The sequence below is a fragment of the Burkholderia sp. RF4-BP95 genome (assembly GCF_001521985.1).
Taxonomy (GTDB): domain Bacteria; phylum Pseudomonadota; class Gammaproteobacteria; order Burkholderiales; family Burkholderiaceae; genus Burkholderia; species Burkholderia diffusa.
On sequence record NZ_LOSX01000053.1, the window covers coordinates 114772 to 135119 of the forward strand.

16 protein-coding genes are annotated in these 20348 nt (G+C 68.9%); 12 read left to right on the forward strand and 4 right to left on the reverse strand.

Annotation, left to right across the window (positions count from 1 at the left end):
- Positions 1–57: 57 nt before the first annotated feature.
- Complete coding sequence (locus tag WS46_RS18955; RefSeq protein ID WP_059691426.1) at positions 58–1020, reverse strand: LysR family transcriptional regulator; 963 nt, start codon at positions 1018–1020, stop codon at positions 58–60.
- Positions 1021–1270: 250 nt separating this feature from the next.
- Here WS46_RS18955 and WS46_RS18960 point away from each other — a divergent pair, with 250 nt between their 5' ends.
- The 9 genes from WS46_RS18960 to WS46_RS19000 all read left to right on the forward strand — a co-directional run bounded on the left by WS46_RS18960 (position 1271) and on the right by WS46_RS19000 (position 14221).
- Positions 1271–3406 (forward strand): 3-hydroxyacyl-CoA dehydrogenase NAD-binding domain-containing protein, encoded by a 2136-nt coding sequence (locus WS46_RS18960; RefSeq protein ID WP_059691472.1) that lies wholly within the window; start codon positions 1271–1273, stop codon positions 3404–3406.
- A gap of 28 nt (positions 3407–3434) precedes the next feature.
- Positions 3435–4631: an acyl-CoA dehydrogenase family protein gene (locus tag WS46_RS18965; RefSeq protein WP_059691427.1), complete on the forward strand. Its 1197-nt coding sequence runs from the start codon at positions 3435–3437 to the stop codon at positions 4629–4631.
- A gap of 14 nt (positions 4632–4645) precedes the next feature.
- Positions 4646–5791: an acyl-CoA dehydrogenase family protein gene (locus WS46_RS18970; RefSeq protein WP_059691428.1), complete on the forward strand. Its 1146-nt coding sequence runs from the start codon at positions 4646–4648 to the stop codon at positions 5789–5791.
- A 30-nt stretch (positions 5792–5821) separates the two neighbouring features.
- Entirely contained in the window at positions 5822–7027 is a 1206-nt protein-coding gene (locus tag WS46_RS18975) for a CaiB/BaiF CoA-transferase family protein (RefSeq protein WP_059691429.1), read from the forward strand.
- Positions 7028–7129: 102 nt separating this feature from the next.
- Complete coding sequence (locus tag WS46_RS18980) at positions 7130–7435, forward strand: DUF485 domain-containing protein (RefSeq protein WP_059524028.1); 306 nt, start codon at positions 7130–7132, stop codon at positions 7433–7435.
- Between the two features lie 11 nt (positions 7436–7446).
- The gene (gene actP / locus WS46_RS18985) at positions 7447–9138 is read left to right on the forward strand and encodes a cation/acetate symporter ActP (protein WP_059524047.1); all 1692 of its coding nucleotides are present in this window, start codon (positions 7447–7449) and stop codon (positions 9136–9138) included.
- Between the two features lie 355 nt (positions 9139–9493).
- The gene (locus WS46_RS18990) at positions 9494–10783 is read left to right on the forward strand and encodes a dicarboxylate/amino acid:cation symporter (RefSeq protein ID WP_059526276.1); all 1290 of its coding nucleotides are present in this window, start codon (positions 9494–9496) and stop codon (positions 10781–10783) included.
- 4 nt (positions 10784–10787) lie between these two features.
- Positions 10788–12797, forward strand: a complete 2010-nt coding sequence (locus WS46_RS18995; protein ID WP_059526272.1) for an ATP-binding protein — start codon at positions 10788–10790, stop codon at positions 12795–12797.
- A 68-nt stretch (positions 12798–12865) separates the two neighbouring features.
- Positions 12866–14221, forward strand: coding sequence for a sigma-54 dependent transcriptional regulator (locus WS46_RS19000; protein WP_059465914.1), 1356 nt, complete (start codon positions 12866–12868; stop codon positions 14219–14221).
- 96 nt (positions 14222–14317) lie between these two features.
- On the opposite strand, the gene WS46_RS19005 is transcribed toward WS46_RS19000, so the two are convergent.
- Positions 14318–14854 (reverse strand): peroxiredoxin, encoded by a 537-nt coding sequence (locus WS46_RS19005; RefSeq protein ID WP_059526269.1) that lies wholly within the window; start codon positions 14852–14854, stop codon positions 14318–14320.
- A gap of 163 nt (positions 14855–15017) precedes the next feature.
- On the opposite strand from WS46_RS19005, the gene WS46_RS19010 reads away from it, so the two are divergent.
- The gene (locus tag WS46_RS19010) at positions 15018–15590 is read left to right on the forward strand and encodes a hypothetical protein (protein WP_059691430.1); all 573 of its coding nucleotides are present in this window, start codon (positions 15018–15020) and stop codon (positions 15588–15590) included.
- A gap of 333 nt (positions 15591–15923) precedes the next feature.
- Here the strand turns inward: WS46_RS19010 and WS46_RS19015 are convergent, their stop codons facing one another.
- Together WS46_RS19015 and WS46_RS19020 are read right to left on the reverse strand one after the other, a co-directional pair.
- Positions 15924–17558 carry a YifB family Mg chelatase-like AAA ATPase gene (locus WS46_RS19015; protein ID WP_059691431.1) on the reverse strand — a complete coding sequence of 545 codons (1635 nt, stop codon included), beginning with the start codon at positions 17556–17558 and terminating at the stop codon, positions 15924–15926.
- A 239-nt stretch (positions 17559–17797) separates the two neighbouring features.
- Positions 17798–18049: an accessory factor UbiK family protein gene (locus tag WS46_RS19020; protein WP_059526259.1), complete on the reverse strand. Its 252-nt coding sequence runs from the start codon at positions 18047–18049 to the stop codon at positions 17798–17800.
- A 354-nt stretch (positions 18050–18403) separates the two neighbouring features.
- Between WS46_RS19020 and WS46_RS19025 the strand changes: the two genes are divergently transcribed.
- Both WS46_RS19025 and WS46_RS19030 read left to right on the forward strand, forming a co-directional pair.
- Entirely contained in the window at positions 18404–18742 is a 339-nt protein-coding gene (locus WS46_RS19025; protein WP_006398175.1) for a P-II family nitrogen regulator, read from the forward strand.
- 33 nt (positions 18743–18775) lie between these two features.
- Positions 18776–20293 carry an ammonium transporter gene (locus tag WS46_RS19030; RefSeq protein WP_059526256.1) on the forward strand — a complete coding sequence of 506 codons (1518 nt, stop codon included), beginning with the start codon at positions 18776–18778 and terminating at the stop codon, positions 20291–20293.
- Positions 20294–20348: the final 55 nt, after the last annotated feature.

Sequence of the window (20348 nt, forward strand, 5' to 3'; positions counted from 1 at the left end):
ACGGTGAATTCGAAGGCGGCGGCGTATGCGCGGCACGCGCTCCACACGGGCGGCGCGCTATTGTCGCCGCGCGGCCGGCGGGTTGTCACCCGACAGGAAACCCTGACGCATCCCGTCGGGCCCGCCCCGGCCGGTCTTCCCGGCCTGTTCGAGGATGAACTCTATGAACGTCGCGGTCGCGCGCGTGTGGTGCCGGTTCGGCATGTAGAGCATGTACATGTGCGTGCCGAAGATGCTGAGCCGGTACGCGTCGAGCGAGGTGACGACCGTGCCGCGCCGCATGTCGTCCTGCATCACGTAGTCGGGCACGATGCCGACGCCGATCCCGGCGAGGATCGCCTGGCGCAGGAACAGGAAGTTCTCCGAAATCAGCGTGGGTTCGAGCAGCACCTCGTGGCGTTCGTCGCCGAGATACGCGGCGATCCGCAACTGCCGCCCCAGCACCGTCGCGGTGACGACCGGCGCGGCGGCCAGCGCGCCGAGGCTCGCGGGCATCCCGTGCGCGGCCGCGAACGCGGGCGACGCGCACGCGACGTAGCGCACCGCGCCCATGTCGCGCGCGACGAGGTTCTGCGGCGGCTCGGACATCACGCGGATCGCGATGTCGACTTCGTCGCGCATCAGGTCCTCCACGCGATTCTCGAACACCACGTCGAGCACGATGCCCGGATGCAGCCGCTTGAACGCGAGCAGCCACTCGGACATCACCATCTGCCCGTAGCCGCTCGGCACCGACAGCCGCACGCGGCCCTGCAGGTCCTGGCCGAGCGTCGTCACCGATTCCTGCGCGGCGAGCAGTTCGTTGCGGATGCGCCGGCCGTGCTCGTACAGCTTCAGCCCGATCTCGGTCGGCTCGATGCGGCGCGTCGTGCGGCGCACGAGTTGCTGGCCGATCGAGCGTTCGAGCTGGTTCAGCCGATAGCTGACGTTCGCGCGGCTCATCTTGAGCCGCTGCGCGGCCTTGCTCAGGTTGCCCGCATCGAGGATCTCGACGAGCAGCGTCAGCGCGTTCAGGTCCATGCCTTGTGTCTCCCGATCCGGCCCGCTTAAGGGCCGGAAGCGGTCCGAAAGCATTCAATGTCAAGTCAGACTTGACAGCTTGTAAAGGCGCGCGGGAATTGTCAATGAATCTCGATCAATCGAGAATCGAGTCATGCCCGGCAACCACGCCGGATCGTTTCCCGCCGCGCGGCACCAGGCTCGGGAGCCGGCACCGCTCGCCGGCCCGACGACCGGTTTCGCCCGCGCGGCGCACCGCACTGGAGACACGATGAATTTACCCGCTTCCCCCGAACCTTCCGGCGCCGGCACCGTCACGCGCGAACGGCGCGACAAGGTGCTCGTCGTCACGATCGACCATCCGCCCGTCAACGCGCTGTCCGCCGACGTGCGGCGCGGTCTCGCCGACGCGCTCGACGCCGCGCAGGCCGACGACGCGATTCGCGCGGTGCTGATCGTCGGCGCCGGCCGCAACTTCATCGCGGGCGCCGACATCCGCGAGTTCGGCAAGCCGCCGGTGCCGCCGTCGCTGCCGGACGTATGCGAGCGGATCGAGTCGAGCGCGAAGCCGGTCTTGGTCGCGCTGCACGGCGCGACGCTCGGCGGCGGCCTCGAGGTCGCGCTCGCCGCGCATTACCGGCTCGCGGTGCCCGGCGCGAAGCTCGGCCTGCCCGAAGTCACGCTCGGCCTGCTGCCCGGCGCGGGCGGCACGCAGCGCACGCCGCGCCTGATCGGCGCGAAGGCCGCGCTCGACCTGATGCTGACGGGGCGTCACGCCAGCGCCGACGAAGCGCTTGCGCTCGGCCTCGTCGATCGCGTCGCGCACAGCGACGACACGCTCGCCGAAGGTCTCGCCTATGCGCAGGAACTCGTGTCGCTCGGCGCACCGGCGCGGCGCACGCGCGATGCGCAGGGGCTCGCCGATCGCGCGGCCGCGCAGGCCGCGATCGACGCGGCGCGCGCCGAGCTGCCGAAGCAGTCGCGCGGCCTGTTCTCGCCGGCGAAGATCGTCGATGCGGTCGAGGCCGCGCTCACGCAGTCGTTCGACGCGGGGATGAAGCTCGAACGCAGCCTGTTCCTGCAATGCATCGACAGCCCGCAGCGCGCGGGCCTCGTGCACGCGTTCTTCGCGGAGCGCGAGGCCGCGAAGACGCCCGAGGCGCGGCGCGCGAGCGCGCGTCCGGTCGAGCGGATCGGCGTGGTCGGCGGCGGCACGATGGGCGCGGGCATCGCGGTCGCGGCGCTCGACGCCGGACTGCCCGTGACGATGATCGAACGCGACGAAGCGTCGCTCGCGCGCGGCCGCGCGCATGTCGAGAAGGTGTACGACGGCCTCGTCGCGAAGGGGCGGATGACGCCGGCCGCGCACGCGGCGCGGCTCGCGCGCTTCAAGGGCAGCACGTCGTACGACGCGCTCGCGCAGGCCGACGTGGTGATCGAGGCCGTGTTCGAGGACATGGGCGTGAAGAAGGCGGTGTTCGCCGAACTCGCGCGCGTGTGCAAGCCGGGCGCGGTGCTTGCGACCAACACGTCGTATCTCGACATCGACGAGCTGGCCGCCAGCATCGACCGGCCGTCCGACGTGATCGGCCTGCATTTCTTCTCGCCGGCCCACGTGATGAAGCTGCTCGAGATCGTCGTGCCGGCGCGCGTGAGCGCGGACGTCGTCGCGACCGCGTTCGCGCTGGCCAGGCAGCTGAAGAAGACGCCGGTGCGCGCCGGCGTGTGCGACGGCTTCATCGGCAACCGGATCCTCGCGGTCTATCGCACCGCCGCGGATTACCTGATGGAAGACGGCGCATCGCCTTATCAGATCGACCGCGCGGTGCGCGAATTCGGTTTTCCGATGGGGCCGTTCCAGGTCGTCGACCTTGCGGGCGGCGACATCGGCTGGGCGACCCGCAAGCGCCGCGCGGCGACGCGCGACCCGCGCGCCCGCTACGTGGAAATTTCCGACCGGCTGTGCGAGCGCGGCTGGTTCGGGCAGAAGACCGCGCGCGGCTACTACCTGTATCCGGACGGCGCGCGCGTCGGCACGCCGGACCCGGAAGTCGAGGCGATCGTCGCCGACGAGCGCGCGAAGAAGGGCATCGCGCCGCGCACGTTCACCGACGACGAGATCATGCGCCGCTACCTCGCTGCGATGATCAACGAAGGCGCGAACGTCGTGCACGAGAAGATCGCGCTGCGCCCGCTCGACGTCGACGCGGTGTTCCTGTACGGCTACGGCTTCCCGCGCTATCGCGGCGGCCCGATGCACTACGCGGACACGGTCGGCCTCGCGAACGTGCTCGCCGACATCCGCGCGTTCGCGAAGGAGGATCCGCTGTTCTGGAAGCCTTCGCCGCTGATCGTCGAGCTGGTCGAGCGCGGCGCGGATTTCGCGAGCCTGAACCATATCGACTGAACGCCCACGCATTCGCAACGGACTCACGATGGACCTCAATTTCACGCCCGAAGAGGAAGCGTTCCGCACCGAAGTGCAGCGCTTTCTCGCCGCCGAACTGCCCGCGCGCACCGCGCGCAAGGTGAAGAGCGGCCTGCATCTGACGCGCGACGACATGCGCGAATGGCACGCAATCCTGAATGCCCGCGGCTGGCTCGCGAGCCACTGGCCGCGCGAGTATGGCGGCCCCGGCTGGAGCGTCGCGCAGAAATTCCTGTTCGACAACGAATGCGCGCTCGCCGGCGCGCCGCGCATCGTCCCGTTCGGCGTCAACATGCTCGGGCCCGTGCTGATCAAGTACGGCGACGAAGCGCAGAAGCGCCACTGGCTGCCGCGCATTCTCGACGGCACCGACTGGTGGTGCCAGGGCTATTCGGAGCCGGGCGCCGGTTCCGATCTCGCGTCGGTGAAGACGAGCGCGGTGCGCGACGGCAATCACTACGTCGTGAACGGCCAGAAGACGTGGACCACGCTCGGCCACTACGCGAACATGATCTTCTGCCTCGTGCGCACCGCGACCGACGTGCGCAAGCAGGAGGGCATCAGCTTCCTGCTGATCGACATGGCCACGCCGGGTGTCGAAGTGCGCCCGATCATCACGCTCGACGGCGAGCACGAGGTGAACGAAGTGTTCTTCACCGACGTGCGCGTGCCCGTGGAGAACCTGGTCGGCGAAGAGAACCGCGGCTGGACCTACGCGAAATACCTGCTCACGTACGAGCGTACCAACATCGCCGGAATCGGCTTCTCGACGGCCGCGCTCGACCGGCTGCGCGCGGTCGCCGCGAAGGTGACGAAGAATGGCCGGCCGCTCGCGGACGATCCGTTCTTCGCGGCGCGCGTCGCCCGCGTCGAGATCGAGCTCGAGAACATGCGCACGACCAACCTGCGCGTGCTGGCCGCGGTCGCGGGCGGCGGCGTGCCGGGCGCGGAAAGCTCGATGCTGAAGATTCGCGGCACGCAGATCCGCCAGGAGATCACCGCGCTGATGCGCCGCGCGATGGGGCCGTACGCGCAGCCGTTCGTCGAGGAGGCGCTCGACGCCGATCACGACGGCGAGCCGGTCGGCCCGGACGGGGCCGCGAGCGCCGCGCAGCAGTACTTCAACAACCGCAAGCTGTCGATCTTCGGCGGCTCGAACGAGATCCAGAAGAACATCATCGCGAAGATGATGCTCGGGCTGTAACGAGGGACGCGACGATGGATTTCCAGCACACAGAAGACCGCCGGATGCTGGCGGACACGTTGAACCGCTTCATCGCCGAACAGTACGCGTTCCCGGTGCGCGACCGCATCGCGCAGTCGACCGACGGATTCGATCGCGCGATGTGGTGGCGCTTCGCCGAACTCGGCGCGGTCGGCGCGCTGTTTCCCGAAGCCGACGGCGGCTTCGGCGGCGCGGGTTTCGACATCGCCGTGGTGTTCGAATGCCTCGGGCGCGGGCTCGTCGTCGAGCCGTTCCTCGGCGCGCTGCTCGCGGGCCGCGCGCTGTCGCTTGCCGGCGGCGACGCGCATCGCGAACGGCTTGCCGCGCTGATCGACGGCCGCGCGAGCGCCGCGTTCGCGCACGACGAGCCGGGCTCGCACTACGAACTGACGACCGTGCGCACGCGCGCCGAGCGCGACGGCGACGGCTGGGTGCTGACGGGCGCGAAGGGCGTCGTCGACCAGGCCGCGCAGGCGGCGTTCTTCGTCGTCAGCGCGCGCGTGTCCGGTCATGACGACGATGCGGCCGGCATCGGCCTGTTCGTCGTGCCGGCCGACGCGCCGGGCGTGTCGCTGCGCGACTACAGGAAGATCGACGGCGGCCGCGCGGCCGAAGTGCGTTTCGAGCGCGTCGTGTTGCCGGCCGATGCCGCGCTCGGCGCGCCGGATGCTCTGGACGGCGATGCCGGCGCCGCGCTGCTCGAACGCGTGCTCGGCTACGGGCTGCTGGCGTTGTCGGCGGAGGCGCTCGGCGCGATGGACGTCGCGAAGGAAGCCACGCTCGAATACCTACGCACGCGCAAGCAGTTCGGGCTGCCGATCGGCAGCTTCCAGGCGCTGCAGCACCGGATGGCCGACCTGCTGCTCGAAGTCGAGCAGGCGCGCTCGGCGGTGATCAACGCGGCCGCGCAGCTCGATGCGCCACGCGCGGTGCGCGAGCGCGCGCTCGCGGCGGCGAAATACAGCATCGGCCGGATCGGCACGCTCGTCGCCGAGGAAAGCATCCAGCTGCACGGCGGGATCGGGATGACGTGGGAGCTGCCGCTGTCGCATTACGCGAAGCGGCTCGTGATGATCGATCACCAGCTCGGCGACGAGGATCATCATCTCGCGCGCTACATCGCGCTGTCGAAACAATAAAGGCATGCGACGCGAATGGAGGAGACAAGGATGACGAACGATCCGCGCGCATTGCCGCTGGCCGGCGTGAAGGTGCTTGATTTCTCGCGCGTGCTCGCGGGCCCGTGGAGCGCGATGGTGCTCGCCGATTTCGGCGCGGACGTGATCAAGGTCGAGCATCCGGTGCGCGGCGACGACACGCGCGACTGGGGGCTGCGGATCGGCGAGACCGAGACCACGTATTTCAACAGCGTGAACCGTAGCAAGCGGTCGATCTGCGTCGACCTGCAGACGGAGGACGGGCGGCGCATCGCGCGCGAGCTGGCCGCGCAGGCCGACGTGCTGATCCACAACTTCAAGTTCGGCGGTGCGGAGAAACTCGGCCTCGGCTACGACGCGCTGGCCGAACTGAATCCGCGGCTCGTGCATTGCGCGATTTCCGGCTACGACCGTTCGGGCCCGGAGGCCGCGCGGCCCGGCTACGACCTCGTCGTGCAGGGCGAGGCGGGGCTGATGGCGCTGAACGGCGAGGCCGGCCAGCCGCCGCTGAAATTCGGCGTCGCGGCGGTCGACCTGTTCACCGGCATGTATTCGGCACAGGCGATCCTCGCCGCGCTGTACGAGCGTCACGCGACGGGGCGCGGAAGGCGCATCGAGATGGCGCTGTTCGACTGCGGGTTGATGATCACCGCGTACTACGGGCTCGACGCGCTGCTGATGGGCGAGGATCCGCCGCGCTACGGCAACGCGCATCCGTCGATCGTGCCGTACGGCGTGTTCGATGCGGCCGACGGTCCGCTCGTGATCACGGTCGGCAACAACACGCAGTTCGCACGTTTCTGCGATGCGATCGAGCGGCCCGATCTCGCCGCGGACGACCGCTACAGGACCAACCTCGGCCGCTCCGAAAACCGCGCCACGCTGCTGCCGGAGATTCGCGGCGAACTCGCACGGCGGCCGCGCGCGATGCTGCTCGCGGCACTCGCCGATGCGGGCATTCCGTGCGGCGAGGTGCTCGGGCTGCACGACGCGCTGACGTCGGAGCGCGCGACCCGCGCGGGGCTCGTCACGCGGCAGCCGCATCCGGTCGCGGGCGGCGTCGACGTGCTCGCGCCGCCGTATCGCTTCGACGGCGCGCGCCTGCCGGTGCGCGGTGCGCCGCCGGTGCTCGGCGCCGATACGGACGACGTGCTCGGTCGCTGGCTCGGGCTGTCGCCGGACGACCTGGCGCGGCTGCGTGCGGATCGCGTCGTGTAGCGTGTTTCATGTATTGCCGCCGCGGCGCGGGCGGAGCAGTCGACGCGCGCCGACCATCCATAAGACACGCCTCGCGAACGACGAGGGGACATCGGAGACACCATGGAGCATTCCGTCATCGAATCGGTCACGGCGCGCCGTGACTACCAGCAGCTCGTGCGTGCGCGACGCCGCTTCAGCTTCACGCTGACGGCGCTGATGATCGCCACCTACTACGGCTTCATCCTGCTCGTCGCGCTTGCGCCGCGCGTGCTGGCGGCGCCGCTGTACCGCGGCGCGACGACCACGGTCGGGATCGTCGCGGGCGTCGCGATCATCCTGGTCGCGATCGGCCTGACCGCGTGCTACGTGCTGCGCGCGAACCGTGCGTTCGACCGCCGCGTCGACGCGATCCTGCAACGTTCGTGACGGAGGCCGACATGCGACGCATCTCGCGCGCGCTCGGCGCGCTGGCCGTTCTCGTTTTCTTCACCTCCGCCGCGCGCGCGAGCGCCGTCGCGGGGCCGATGCCCGACAAGGTCGAATTGAACCCGGTCGCGATCGCGATGTTCTTCGCGTTCGTGTTCGCGACGCTCGCGCTCACGCGCTGGGCCGCGCGCCGCACGCGCTCGACACGCGACTTCTACACGGCCGGCGGCGGCATCACCGGGCTGCAGAACGGGCTCGCGATCGCGGGCGACTACATGTCGGCCGCGTCGTTCCTCGGGCTGTCGGGGATGGTGTTCATGTTCGGCTTCGACGGGCTGATTTATTCGATCGGCTTCCTGGTCGGCTGGCCGTTCGTGATGTTCCTGATCGCCGAGCCGCTGCGCAACCTCGGCAGGTTCACGTTCGTCGACGTCGTCGCGTACCGCTTCGCGCAGCGGCCGATCCGGCTGCTGACGTCCGCGAACGCGCTGACGATCGTCGTGCTGTACCTGGTCGTGCAGATGGTCGGCGCGGGCAAGCTGATCCAGCTGCTGTTCGGGCTGTCGTACGGCACGGCCGAGCTGATCGTCGGCGTGCTGATGGTCGTGTACGTGTTCTTCGGCGGGATGACCGCGACCACCTGGGTGCAGGTGATCAAGGCCGTGCTGCTGCTGTGCGGCGCGACGCTGCTCGCGTTGCTCGCGCTCGGCGAATTCGGCTTCAGCGTCGACGAGATGTTCCGCCGCGCGGTGGCCGTGCATCCGGGCGCGCTGTCGATCATGGGGCCCGGCAAGCTGATCCGCGATCCGGCCAACGCGCTGTCGCTCGGCATCGCGCTGATGTTCGGCACGGCCGGCTTTCCGCACATCCTGATGCGCTTCTTCACGGTGCCGAACGCGAAGGAGGCGCGCAAGTCGGTGCTCTACGCGACCGGCTTCATCGGCTACTTCTACCTGCTCACGTTCGTGATCGGCTTCTCGGCGATCGTGCTGCTCGCGCAGCATCCGGAATTCTTCCGGCTCGGCGCGAACGGCACCTTCAACCTGACGCACGACCTGCTCGGCGGCTCGAACATGGTCGCGGTGAAGCTCGCCCAGGCGGTCGGCGGCAACTGGTTCTACGGCTTCATCGCGGCCGTCACGTTCGCGACGATCCTCGCGGTGGTCGCCGGGCTGACGCTCGCCGGCGCGACCACGATCTCGCACGACCTGTACGCGCAGATGTGGGCGCGCGGCAAGCCCGACGAGCGGCTGGAGATGCGCATCTCGCGCGCGGCGACGATCGGGCTGTCCGCGGTCGCGATCGCGCTGTCGATCCTGTTCGAGCACGTGAACGTCGCGTTCATGGTCGGCCTCGTCGCGGCGGTGGCCGCCAGCGCGAATTTCCCGGTGCTCGCGATGTCGATTTTCTGGCGCGGGATGACGACGCGCGGCGCGGTGCTCGGCGGCGGCCTCGGCCTTGCGTCGGCGGTGGCGCTCACGGTGCTGTCTAAGTCGGTGTGGGTCGACGTGCTGCATCACGCGCATGCGCCGGTGTTCCTCGACAACCCGGCGCTCGTGTCGGTGCCGCTCGCGTTCGTCGGGATCGTCGTCGGCTCGCTCGCGGACCGCGGCGAGCGCGCGCGGCGCGAGCGCGAAGCCTTCGCGCGGCAGGAGTTCTACGCGCAGACGGGCGTGCTGGCCGGGGAGGCCGTGCAGCATTGATTCGTCGGATGAAACGATCCGTCCGTCCGGATCGCCGGACGGATATTTTCCGGAAATCCGGAATCCCGGATTTCCTTGCCTGCCGCATTATGAGAAATACAATGAAAACAATGGCTTGAGGGGTTCCGGAAACCTGGCATCGACCTTGCGATATGAAAAGCACGGCCATCCCCCCCCGGCCTGACTATTAAACCAAGGAGACAATCGATGACCACTGCCTTCCACTCCCTCCGGACGTCCTGAGGCATCGCTTGTTGCGGCACGGCAGCCGCGCGGGCGAATGGCTCTTCCCCTGACATTCGTCCGCGCGCGTGACGCCGTTTCCACCGGCTCATCTACTTCAGCAGGAACCATCGTGAAGAAGAAACCCTTCTACAAAGTGCTCTACGTGCAGGTGATCTTCGCCATCATCGTCGGCGTGATCCTCGGCCACTTCTACCCGGCGCTCGCCACCGACATGAAACCGCTCGGCGACGGCTTCATCAAGCTGATCAAGATGGTGATCGGACCGATCATCTTCTGTACGGTCGTCACCGGCATCGCCGGCATGGAGGACATGAAGAAGGTCGGCCGCGTCGGCGGCAAGGCGCTGCTGTACTTCGAGATCGTGTCGACCTTCGCGCTGCTGCTCGGCCTCGCGGCCACGCACATCCTGCGTCCGGGCGTCGGCTTCAACATCGATCCGGCGACGCTGAACGGCAAGGAAGTCGCGTCGTACGCGGCGAAGGCGCACGGGCAGTCGACGGTCGACTTCCTGATGCACATCATCCCGAACACGATGGTCGATGCGTTCGCGCAGGGCGAAATCCTGCAGATCCTGCTGATCGCGCTGCTGTTCGGCAGCGTGCTCGCGCACCTCGGCGAGCGCGGCAAGGTCGTGACCGACTTCATCGACGGCCTGACGCGCGTGCTGTTCGGCATCGTGCACATCGTCACGAAGCTGGCGCCGATCGGCGCGTTCGGCGCGATGGCGTTCACGATCGGCAAGTACGGCGTCGGGTCGCTGGTGCCGCTGCTCAAGCTGATCGGCACGTTCTACCTGACCTCGGTCGTGTTCGTGCTGGTCGTGCTCGGCGCGATCGCGCGCGCCACGGGCTTCTCGATCATCCGCTTCGTGTCGTACATCAAGGAAGAGCTGCTGATCGTGCTCGGCACGAGCTCGTCGGAAGCGGCGCTGCCGCAGCTGATGGAAAAGCTGGAGAAGGCCGGCTGCTCGCGCTCGGTGGTTGGCCTCGTCGTGCCGACCGGCTACTCGTTCAACCTCGACGGCACCAACATCTACATGACGATGGCCGTGCTGTTCATCGCGCAGGCGACCAACATCGAACTGACGTGGATGCAGCAGCTCACACTGCTGGCGGTCGCGATGCTGACGTCGAAGGGCGCGAGCGGCGTCACGGGCGCGGGCTTCATCACGCTGGCCGCGACGCTCGCCGTCGTGCCGACGATCCCGCTGTCGGGCATGGTGCTGATCCTCGGCATCGATCGCTTCATGAGCGAATGCCGCGCGCTGACCAACATCATCGGCAACGGCGTCGCGACCGTCGTCGTGTCGGCCTGGGAAAAGGAACTCGACCGCAACAAGCTGCGCCAGGCGCTGAAGGGCGGCGGCGAGGTCACGACGACCGAGACGGCCGGCGTCTGACGTCATGAAGGAGCAGGCGGCGGCACCGCCCGCGGGCGGCGCGCCGCGCGGCGGCCCGGGCGGAGATGCGGAGCCCTATGACACAATAGGCGATCCGCATCGCCAGGAAGTCACGTCCGTGAAGCGCCGTCTGCTCATCCTCGTCGTGCTTGCCGCCGCGCTCGCGGCGGCGTGCGCGCTGACGTGGACCGTCACGTGGCGGCGCGGCGTCGCCGAGCTGCAGCGCAACGCCGCGGTGCGCGTCGACCGCACCACCAACGCGCTCAAGAGCACGCTCGACCGCTACGAGTCGCTGCCTTATCTGCTCGGCAGCCACCCGTACGTGCTCGACCTGCTCGCCGAACCGAAGCGCGCCGATTTCACCGCGCGCGCGAACCGTTATCTCGAAGACCTCAACGAACACGCGCACGCGACCGTCACCTACGTGATCGGCGCGGACGGCCTGTGCGTCGCCGCCAGCAACTGGCGCGCGCCCGACAGCTTCGTCGGGACCGGATACCAGTTTCGTCCGTATTTCATCGATGCGATGAGCGGCCAGGTCGGCCGCTTCTTCGGGATCGGCACGATCTCGCGCGATCCCGGCTACTACATCTCGCAGCCGGTGTGGCGCGACGGCAGGATCGCGGGCGTCGTCGTCGTGAAGCTCAATCTCGAATGGTTCCAGGGCGCCGACGCGTCCGAGCCGCTCGTCGTCGCGGACGATCACGGCGTCGTGTTCCTGTCGTCCGTGCCCGCGTGGAAATATCACACGCTGCATCCGTTGACGGGGCCCGTCGCCGCGTCGATCTACGAGACGCGCCAGTACGCGCAGCAGCCCGTCACGCCGCTGCCGCTGCGCGTCGAGCAGGTGCTCGACGCCGACGCGGAGATCGTGCGCCTCGGTCCCGGCCTGCGCGCGCCGCGCTTCCTCGCGAGCAAGCGGCGGATCGGCGAGCCCGACTGGCTGCTGGTGACGCTCGCGCCGATCGCGCCCATCGACGCCGACGCGCGCAACGCGACGATCGTCACCGGCTTCGGCTTCGTATCGGTCGCGTTGCTCGCGTTCTACTGGCGCATGCGCCGCGCACGCGTGCGCGAGATGATCCGCGGCCGCGCATTGCTGCAGCAGGCGTATGCGGAGCTGAACCGGCGCGTCGAGGAGCGCACGGCAGACCTGTCGGAGGCGAACGAGCAATTGCAGAAGGAGGTCGGCGATCGGATCCGCGCGGAACAGGAGTTGCGCGCCGCGCACGACGAACTGATCCAGGCGAGCAAGCTCGCCGCGCTCGGCCAGATGGCGGCCGGCATCACGCATGAACTGAACCAGCCGCTCGCGGCGCTGCGCAGCTTCTCGGACAACACGCGCGTGCTGCTCGATCGCGGCGAGCAGGCGGCCGCGCGCGAGAACCTCGAGGCGATCGCCGCGTTGACCGAGCGGATGGGCAAGATCACCAATCAGCTGAAGCTGTTCGTCGGCCGCGCGAAGCCGCGCAACGAACGGGCGCTCGTCGTGCGCGCGCTGCGCAGCGTGCTGTCGCTGCTCGGCGACCGGCTGCGCGGCGTCGCGCTCACGCTGACGCTGCAGGATGCGACCGTGTCGCCCGCGCAGGATGCCCCGCTCGACCTCGCGTGCGACTATCCGGAACTCGTCGCCCGCTGCGAGGACCTGCGCCTCGAACAGGTGCTGATCAACCTGATCGGCAACGCGCTCGACGCGGTCGCGGGCGTCGCGGCACCGGCGATCGAGGTGACGATCGCGGTGTCGGTCGCGACGCTCGCGATCGAGGTGCGCGACAACGGCTCCGGCATCGCGCCCGACTTGCTGCCGCGCCTGTTCGAGCCGTTCTTCACGACCAAGGAAATGGGGCGCGGGCTCGGGCTGGGCCTCGCGATCTCGTCGTCGATCGCGAGCGACGCGGGCGGGGCGCTGACCGCGCGCAATGCACCGTCCGGCGGCGCGCTGTTCGTCTTGACGCTGCGGCGCGCGCGCACGCATCATCCGGACTCGGTGTCCGAACCGGCGGGCTCGCACTAGGGCCGACCGGCATCAACGAGGGCCGTGCGCACCAGCGCCGCGCGGCCTGTCAGGAGCAAGTGACCAAGATGGCCAACCGGCTGCAAGTGATCTATATCGAAGACGATGCGCTCGTTCGCCGGGCGAGCGTGCAGAGCCTCCAGCTCGCGGGGTTCGACGTCGTCGGGTTCGAATCGGCCGAGGCGGCCGACAAGGCGATCGTCGCGGAAACCGCCGGCGCGATCGTCAGCGACATCCGGCTGCCCGGCGCGAGCGGGCTCGACCTGCTCGCGCAGTGCCGCGAGCGCGTGCCCGACGTGCCGGTGATCCTCGTCACCGGCCACGGCGACATCTCGATGGCCGTGCAGGCGATGCGCGACGGCGCGTACGACTTCATCGAAAAGCCGTTCGCGGCCGAGCGGCTGATCGAGACCGTGCGCCGCGCGCTCGAGCGGCGCGAGCTCGTGCTCGAGAACCATGCGCTGCGGCGCGAGCTGGCCGGGCAGAACATCGTCGCGCCGCGCATCATCGGCCGCAGCCCGGCGATCGAACAGGTGCGCAAGCTGATCGCGAACGTGGCGCCCACCGACGCATCGGTGCTGATCAACGGCGACACGGGCGCCGGCAAGGAGCTGATCGCGCGCAGCCTGCACGAGCTGTCGCCGCGTCGCGACAAGCCGTTCATCGCGGTGAACTGCGGCGCGCTGCCCGAGCCGATGTTCGAGTCGGAGATGTTCGGCTACGAGCCCGGCGCGTTCACCGGTGCCGCGAAGCGCCGCGTCGGCAAGCTCGAATACGCATCCGGCGGCACGCTGTTCCTCGACGAAATCGAAAGCATGCCGCTCGCGCTGCAGGTGAAGCTCTTGCGCGTGCTGCAGGACGGCGTGCTCGAACGGCTCGGCTCGAACCAGCCGATCCGCGTGAACTGCCGCGTCGTCGCGGCCGCGAAGGGCGACATGAGCGAACTCGTCGCGGCCGGCACGTTCCGGCGCGACCTGCTGTACCGGCTCAACGTCGTGACGATCGCGCTGCCGCCGCTCGCCGAGCGCCGCGAGGACATCGTGCCGCTGTTCGAGCACTTCATGCTCGACGCGGCCGTGCGCTACGGGCGGCCGGCCCCCGTGCTGACCGACCGGCAACGCGCGAGCCTGATGCAGCGCGACTGGCCCGGCAACGTGCGCGAGCTGCGCAACGCGGCCGACCGCTTCGTGCTCGGCGTCGCCGACATGCCGCAGGAAGCCGGCGCGGGCGGCGACGATGCGGAGAGCGACCAGACGCTGAAGGAACGCATCGAGCAATTCGAGCGCGCGGTGATCGCCGAGGCGCTGAACCAGACGGGCGGCGCGGTCGCCGCGACGGCCGACCGGCTGCATGTCGGCAAGGCGACGCTGTACGAGAAGATGAAGCGCTACGGGCTGTCGGCGAAAGGCGAAACCGAGCGCTGAAAAAGAGACGGACCGCGGAACCGGGCTGGCCGGTCGGGCGGTCCGTGGTGCGGAGCAGGGCGCGGTGGGCGGCCCGCGAGCCTTGTCGTGCGGCGCTCAGGCCGCGTTGCCGTCGAGCGCCTTCTTGAGCAGCGCGTCGAGTTCCGCGAATTGCGGGGCGCCGACGTAGCGCTTCAGGATCTTGCCGTCCTTGTCGACGACGAAGGTCGTCGGCGTGAGCTGCACGTTGCCGAACTGCTTCGCGACGCTGCCGTCGTCGAGCGCGACCTTGAACGGCAGCTGACGCGTCTGCGCGTAGTTCGCGACGTACATCGGCGGATCGTAGTTCATCGCGACCGCGACGAATTCCAGCCCCTGGCCCTTGAAACGATTGTAGGTATCGACCATCTGCGGCATTTCCTGCATGCAGGTCGCGCAGCTCGTCGCCCAGAAATTCACGAGGTAGACCTTGCCCTTCAGGTCGCCGGCCGTCGACACCTTCTGGCCCGACAGCAGCGTGAACGTGGCGTCCGGCACGGTGGACTTGCCGTTGAACGCGAAGAAGCCGGCAACGGCGATGGCCGCGACGACGACGGCCGCGACGATATAGCGGACGGGGCCGGTGCGGCGCTGGGCGGGAGGCGTGGTGTTCATCTGCGGTGCTCTCGGAGTCGGTCGATGACGCGGATCGATGCAAAGGACGTCGAAATTCGGCGCTCATTTTAGCGCGAATGCGGCGCGCGCACCGGCAGCCGCCACGCATACCGGGCGCCGGCTTCGGCGGATAATGGGCGTTTTGCCTGTCCCCATCACTGCCATGCCGAAGGAAGTCCTCCATTCGTTGCGCCCCCTTTTTCGTCCGCTGCGACACTTCGCCGCGTTCGCATGCGTGAGCGCGGCGCTGGCCGCGTGCTCGCCGTCGTATGACTGGCGCACGCTGCACAACGACGCCGGCTACACGATCGACCTGCCGGCGAAGCCGACCGTCGAGGATCAGCCGGTGGCAGTCGCCGGCGCGTCGATGCCGATGCGGATGCAGGCCGCGCACGTCGACGGCGCGGTGTTCGCGGTCGGCACGCTGACGCTGCCCGACGACCGCGACGATACGCGCCACGCGGCGCTCGAGTTCCTGCGGTCCGGGTTGTCGCGCAATCTCGAAGGCGCGCCGCAGACGGCCTCGGTGCCGGTGCCGCTCGCGGCCGGCGGCGCGGTGAACGGGCTCGAACTGCGCGTCGCGGGCGCGGCCAGCGGCGGCGACCATTCGCACAAGACGATCGTCGCACGGCTCGTGGCGCGGGGCCGGCACGCGTACCAGGCCGTCGCGATCGCCGACCGGCCGCTCGCGCAGGAGCAGCTCGACCAGTTTTTCGGTTCGTTCAAACTCGACTGACAGCGGCCGGCGAGGGCGCTTGGACGCTTCGTGACAATTGAAAGTTCATTCGCAGCTTTCGACGCTAATCGCCGGATTTTGCGGGGATTTTTCGGCTATCCACAGTGCATGTGGATAACTTTGTTGAAAAGTTGATCGAATCTCCCGCAAAGCCGCGCCGGACGGCCTTCCGGCGCATTTCACAGCTCGTGATCACTTTGAGAAAAATCAATGAAAACAAAGGGATACGAATTTTGCGATGAAAGGGCGCCCATGCAGGGTGATCCGGGGCCGGATTCGTGAAATTGTGCATAAGTCAAGTCTTGACAGCCGTATTTTGTCCTCCGAAGGCGCTCACAGCGCCGTGAGCGCACGCCGGTAGCGGATCGCTTCGGCGATCTGCGCGGCCGTCGGCAACGGGTCGCCGGCCAGGTCCGCGATCGTGCGCGCGACCTTCAGCACGCGGAAATACGCGCGCGCCGACCAGCCGAAGCGCTCGCCGGCCTCGCGCAGCAGCCGCTCGCCGTCGGCGGTCGGCCGGCACAGGTCGTCGGTTTCTCGGCCGCTCAGCATGTGATTGGTCTTGCCCTGCCGGTCGCGTTGCAGCGCACGCGCCTGGGCGACCCGTGCGGCGACCGCCGCGCTCGGCTCGCCCGGTGCCGTCGCGCGCGACGCGAGTTCGGCCGGCGACAGCGCGGGCAGGTCGATCTGGATGTCGATCCGGTCGAGCAGCGGGCCCGACAGCTTGCGCAGGTAGCGCGCGGCGGCATCGGGCGTGCAGCGGCAACGCCCGGACGGATCGCCGTGCCAACCGCACGGACACGGGTTCATCGCGGCGATCAGCTGGCACGCGGCGGGGAAGTCGGCCTGCTGCGCCGCGCGCGAGATCGTGATGCGGCCCGCTTCGAGCGGCTCGCGCAGCATTTCCAGCACGTGCCGGTCGAATTCGGGCAGCTCGTCGAGAAACAGCACGCCGAGGTGCGCGAGCGTGATCTCGCCCGGCTGAGGCGGGTTGCGGCCGCCAACCAGCGCGGCGGCGCTCGACGAATGGTGCGGCGAGCGGAACGGGCGCCGCCGCCACTGCGAGGGCGAGAAGCCGATGCGGCTCGCGGAAAGGAGCGCGGCCGACGTCAGTGCCTCGTCGTCGGTCAGCGGCGGCAGGAGGCCGGGCAGCCGCGCGGCGAGCATCGACTTGCCGGCGCCGGGCGGCCCGATCATCAGCATGTGGTGCCCGCCCGCGGCAGCGACTTCGAGCGCGCGCCGGGCGCCGCGCTGGCCGACGACGTCCGCGAGATCGGGTGCGGCGGGCGTCGGCACGCCGTCGAGGCAGGGCGCCGCGACCGGCGCGAGCCGGGCATCCGGCGTGCCGGCCAGGTGTGCGCACAGCGCGGGGAGGTCGGGTGCGCCGAACACGGTGACGCCCGGCACCAGCGCCGCCTCGGCCGCGCTGTCGAGCGGCAGGTACAGCTCGGGCGGGCGCGACAGGGCTGACACGCCGGATATCGCGACGCAATCGACGCCGGAATGGCCGCTGGAATCGAAACGGGAGCCGGGACCGGAATCGAGGTCCGCTGCGGCATGACCCGCGCGCCGGTCGCGCGCGGCGCCGCACGCCATCGCGAACGCACCGCGCATCGGCCGCAGCGCGCCGGTCAGCGACAGTTCGCCCGCGAATTCGCGGCCGGCCAGCGCGTCGGCCGGGAGCTGGCCGTTCGCGGCGAGGATGCCGAGCGCGATCGGCAGGTCGAAGCGGCCCGATTCCTTCGGCAGGTCGGCCGGGGCGAGATTGACGGTGATACGCCTGACGGGGAAATCGAATCCGCAGTTCTGCAGCGCGGCGCGCACGCGCTCGCGGCTTTCGCGGACTTCGAGATCAGGCAGGCCGACGATCGAGAACGACGGCAGCCCGTTGGCAAGATGAACTTCGACGGTGACGTCCGGCGCGCGGCCGGCCGCCGGCGCGCGACTGCGCACCACGGCGAGCGACATGGCGAGGCTCCTGTAGATGAATCGGACGGGCTACGGCCGTTCGGGGCCGCATGCCGCGGGAATCGGAGGAATCGGTGCGCGCTGCCGGCGCGGCGCGGGAAAGAACGAGGAACGACGAACTGCGAAGAGCGAGGAACAGCGAAGAACGACGAAACGGCTAGCCGACTGGCTGATTTCCGGGTGACAGGCGCGGGCCGCACGAGGCGGCCCGCGCCCGGACCAGTCGGTCGGGTGGGGCGTCAGGCCTGGGACGCTGCGAGCTTCTGCTCGAGTTCCGCGACGCGCTTCTCGAGTTCCTCGAGACGCACGCGAGTGCGGGCGAGCACATGTGCCTGCGTGTCGAACTCCTCGCGCGTGACGAGATCGAGCTTCGAGAAGCCTTGCGACAACATGGCCTTCACGTTGCGCTCGACATCCTTGGCCGGCGAGTTTTTCAGCAGATCGCTGACGCGCGACTGCAGGTCGTTGAAAACATCGCTGGGTTGCTTCATGAGATTTCCTTCCTTGCACAAAAAATGTGCATATTCAGTTGCATACGTGCCCATGATGCACGCATGACCGGAAATGGTGCGCCCGCGGCGCGATTTCCGGGCACGGCGCCCGCATGGGTGAATGGCCCGGTAAGCCGGGACGTGCGTGCACTCTAGCAACGATCCTTTCGGCGCGCCAGCAAACCGGGCCATGTTGGCCATTCGGCCGGGCTTCCGCACCTTTCAGCATCAGATGCGACCCCGTTTAAGAGCGGTTCGAGGCGGTCTTCGCACGAACATGGCATGCGAGTTGCTGAGGAGAGACCGTTACACCATTCCAACCAATTCGACGGGACCACCCAGCGAGAGGACTTCATGAAACTGATTACCGCAATCATCAAGCCGTTCAAGCTCGATGAGACGCGCGAAGCGCTCTCCGCGCTCGGCGTCTCGGGCATCACGGTCACTGAGGTGAAAGGGTTCGGGCGCCAGAAGGGGCACACCGAGTTGTACCGGGGCGCCGAATACGTGGTCGATTTCCTGCCGAAGATGAAGATCGAGGCGGCCGTGTCCGACGATCTCGTCGACCAGGCGGTCGAGGCGATCGAGCGGGCCGCCCGCACCGGCAAGATCGGCGACGGGAAGATCTTCGTCACGCCGATCGAGCAAGTGATCCGGATCCGGACCGGGGAGACCGGCGCAGACGCGCTGTAACAGACAAAGACAAGCGACAAGAGGAAACCCGAGATGCGCAAACTTCTGATGTCCCTGCTGATGGCCGGTTCGCTGATCGCGGCCGGTGTCGGCCCCGCGCTCGCCGACGACGCGGCTTCCGCCGCGGCTGCGTCCGCGCCCGCCGCAACGGCGTCCGATGCGTCGGCAGCCGCCGCTCCGGCCGCTTCGGCGCCGGCCGCCACGGACGCATCGGCGCCTGCCGCTGCCGCCGCACCCGCTTCGGGCGCCGCCTCCGACGCATCGGCCGCTGCCGCCGCGTCCGCGCCGGCCGCACCCGCCGCGCCGACCGAGCCGTTCTCCGTCGATTCGTCGAAGATCAGTGCCGGCGACACCGCGTGGATGCTGACGTCCACCGCGCTCGTGCTGTTCATGACGATCCCCGGCCTCGCGCTGTTCTACGCGGGCATGGTCCGCAAGAAGAACGTGCTCGCGACCGTGATGCAGAGCTTCGCGATCACCGCGGTGATCACGGTGCTGTGGACGGTGGTCGGCTACAGCCTCGCGTTCACGCCGGGCAACGGCTTCATCGGCGGGCTGTCGCGCGCGTTCCTGCACGGCATGAGCTACGTGAAGGGCGACAAGGCGACCACGCTGACCGTCAGCCACCTCGCGACGACGATTCCGGAATCGGTCTACTTCGTCTACCAGATGACGTTCGCGATCATCACGCCGGCCCTGATCTGCGGCGCGTTCGCCGACCGGATGAAGTTCTCGGCGATGCTCGTGTTCATGGCGCTCTGGTCGCTGATCGTCTATGTGCCGATCGCGCACATGGTGTGGGAGCCGACCGGCTGGCTGTCGGCCGACGGCGTGCTCGACTTCGCGGGCGGCACCGTCGTGCACATCAACGCCGGTATCGCGGGCCTCGTGTCGTGCCTGATGCTCGGCAAGCGCGTCGGCTTCGGTCGTGAGTCGATGGCGCCGCACAACCTCGTGCTGACGATGATCGGCGGCTCGATGCTGTGGGTGGGCTGGTTCGGCTTCAACGCGGGTTCCGCGGTCGCGGCCGACGGCCGTGCCGGCTTCGCGATGCTGACGACGCAAGTCGCGACGGCGTGCGCGGCGCTCGGCTGGATGTTTGCCGAATGGATCTCGCACGGCAAGCCGTCGGTGCTCGGCATCGTGTCGGGCGCGGTCGCGGGCCTCGTCGCGATCACCCCGGCCGCCGGCTTCGTCGGCGTGACGGGTGCGCTCGTGATCGGTATCGCGGCAGGCGTCGTGTGCTTCTGGTCGGCGACGTGGCTCAAGTCGAAGCTCGGCTACGACGATTCGCTCGACGCGTTCGGCGTGCACGGCATCGGCGGGATTCTCGGCGCGCTGCTGACGGGCGTGTTCGCGGTCAAGGACATCGGCGGCGCCGACGGCAGCCTGCTGCTGCAGGCGAAGGGCGTGCTGATCACGCTGGTGTACAGCGGCGTGCTGAGCTTCGTGCTGCTGAAGCTGATCGACCTGACGATCGGCCTGCGCGTGACCGAAGAGGAAGAGCGCGAAGGCCTCGACGTGGTGCTGCACGGCGAGCACGTCGAATAAGTCGTACGGATGACGGCGGGCCGCCGCGCAGACGGCGCCCGCCCCGAATGAGCGC

What these genes read in the sequence shown, in the direction of transcription:
- WS46_RS18955 (WP_059691426.1), bottom strand. Translation starts at nt 1,020, where the DNA reads ATGGACCTGAACGCGCTGACGCTGCTCGTCGAGATCCTCGATGCGGGC.
- WS46_RS18960 (WP_059691472.1), top strand. Translation starts at nt 1,271, where the DNA reads ATGAATTTACCCGCTTCCCCCGAACCTTCCGGCGCCGGCACCGTCACG.
- WS46_RS18965 (WP_059691427.1), top strand. Translation starts at nt 3,435, where the DNA reads ATGGACCTCAATTTCACGCCCGAAGAGGAAGCGTTCCGCACCGAAGTG.
- WS46_RS18970 (WP_059691428.1), top strand. Translation starts at nt 4,646, where the DNA reads ATGGATTTCCAGCACACAGAAGACCGCCGGATGCTGGCGGACACGTTG.
- WS46_RS18975 (WP_059691429.1), top strand. Translation starts at nt 5,822, where the DNA reads ATGACGAACGATCCGCGCGCATTGCCGCTGGCCGGCGTGAAGGTGCTT.
- WS46_RS18980 (WP_059524028.1), top strand. Translation starts at nt 7,130, where the DNA reads ATGGAGCATTCCGTCATCGAATCGGTCACGGCGCGCCGTGACTACCAG.
- actP (WP_059524047.1), top strand. Translation starts at nt 7,447, where the DNA reads ATGCGACGCATCTCGCGCGCGCTCGGCGCGCTGGCCGTTCTCGTTTTC.
- WS46_RS18995 (WP_059526272.1), top strand. Translation starts at nt 10,788, where the DNA reads ATGAAGGAGCAGGCGGCGGCACCGCCCGCGGGCGGCGCGCCGCGCGGC.
- WS46_RS19000 (WP_059465914.1), top strand. Translation starts at nt 12,866, where the DNA reads ATGGCCAACCGGCTGCAAGTGATCTATATCGAAGACGATGCGCTCGTT.
- WS46_RS19005 (WP_059526269.1), bottom strand. Translation starts at nt 14,854, where the DNA reads ATGAACACCACGCCTCCCGCCCAGCGCCGCACCGGCCCCGTCCGCTAT.
- WS46_RS19010 (WP_059691430.1), top strand. Translation starts at nt 15,018, where the DNA reads ATGCCGAAGGAAGTCCTCCATTCGTTGCGCCCCCTTTTTCGTCCGCTG.
- WS46_RS19015 (WP_059691431.1), bottom strand. Translation starts at nt 17,558, where the DNA reads ATGTCGCTCGCCGTGGTGCGCAGTCGCGCGCCGGCGGCCGGCCGCGCG.
- WS46_RS19020 (WP_059526259.1), bottom strand. Translation starts at nt 18,049, where the DNA reads ATGAAGCAACCCAGCGATGTTTTCAACGACCTGCAGTCGCGCGTCAGC.
- WS46_RS19025 (WP_006398175.1), top strand. Translation starts at nt 18,404, where the DNA reads ATGAAACTGATTACCGCAATCATCAAGCCGTTCAAGCTCGATGAGACG.
- WS46_RS19030 (WP_059526256.1), top strand. Translation starts at nt 18,776, where the DNA reads ATGCGCAAACTTCTGATGTCCCTGCTGATGGCCGGTTCGCTGATCGCG.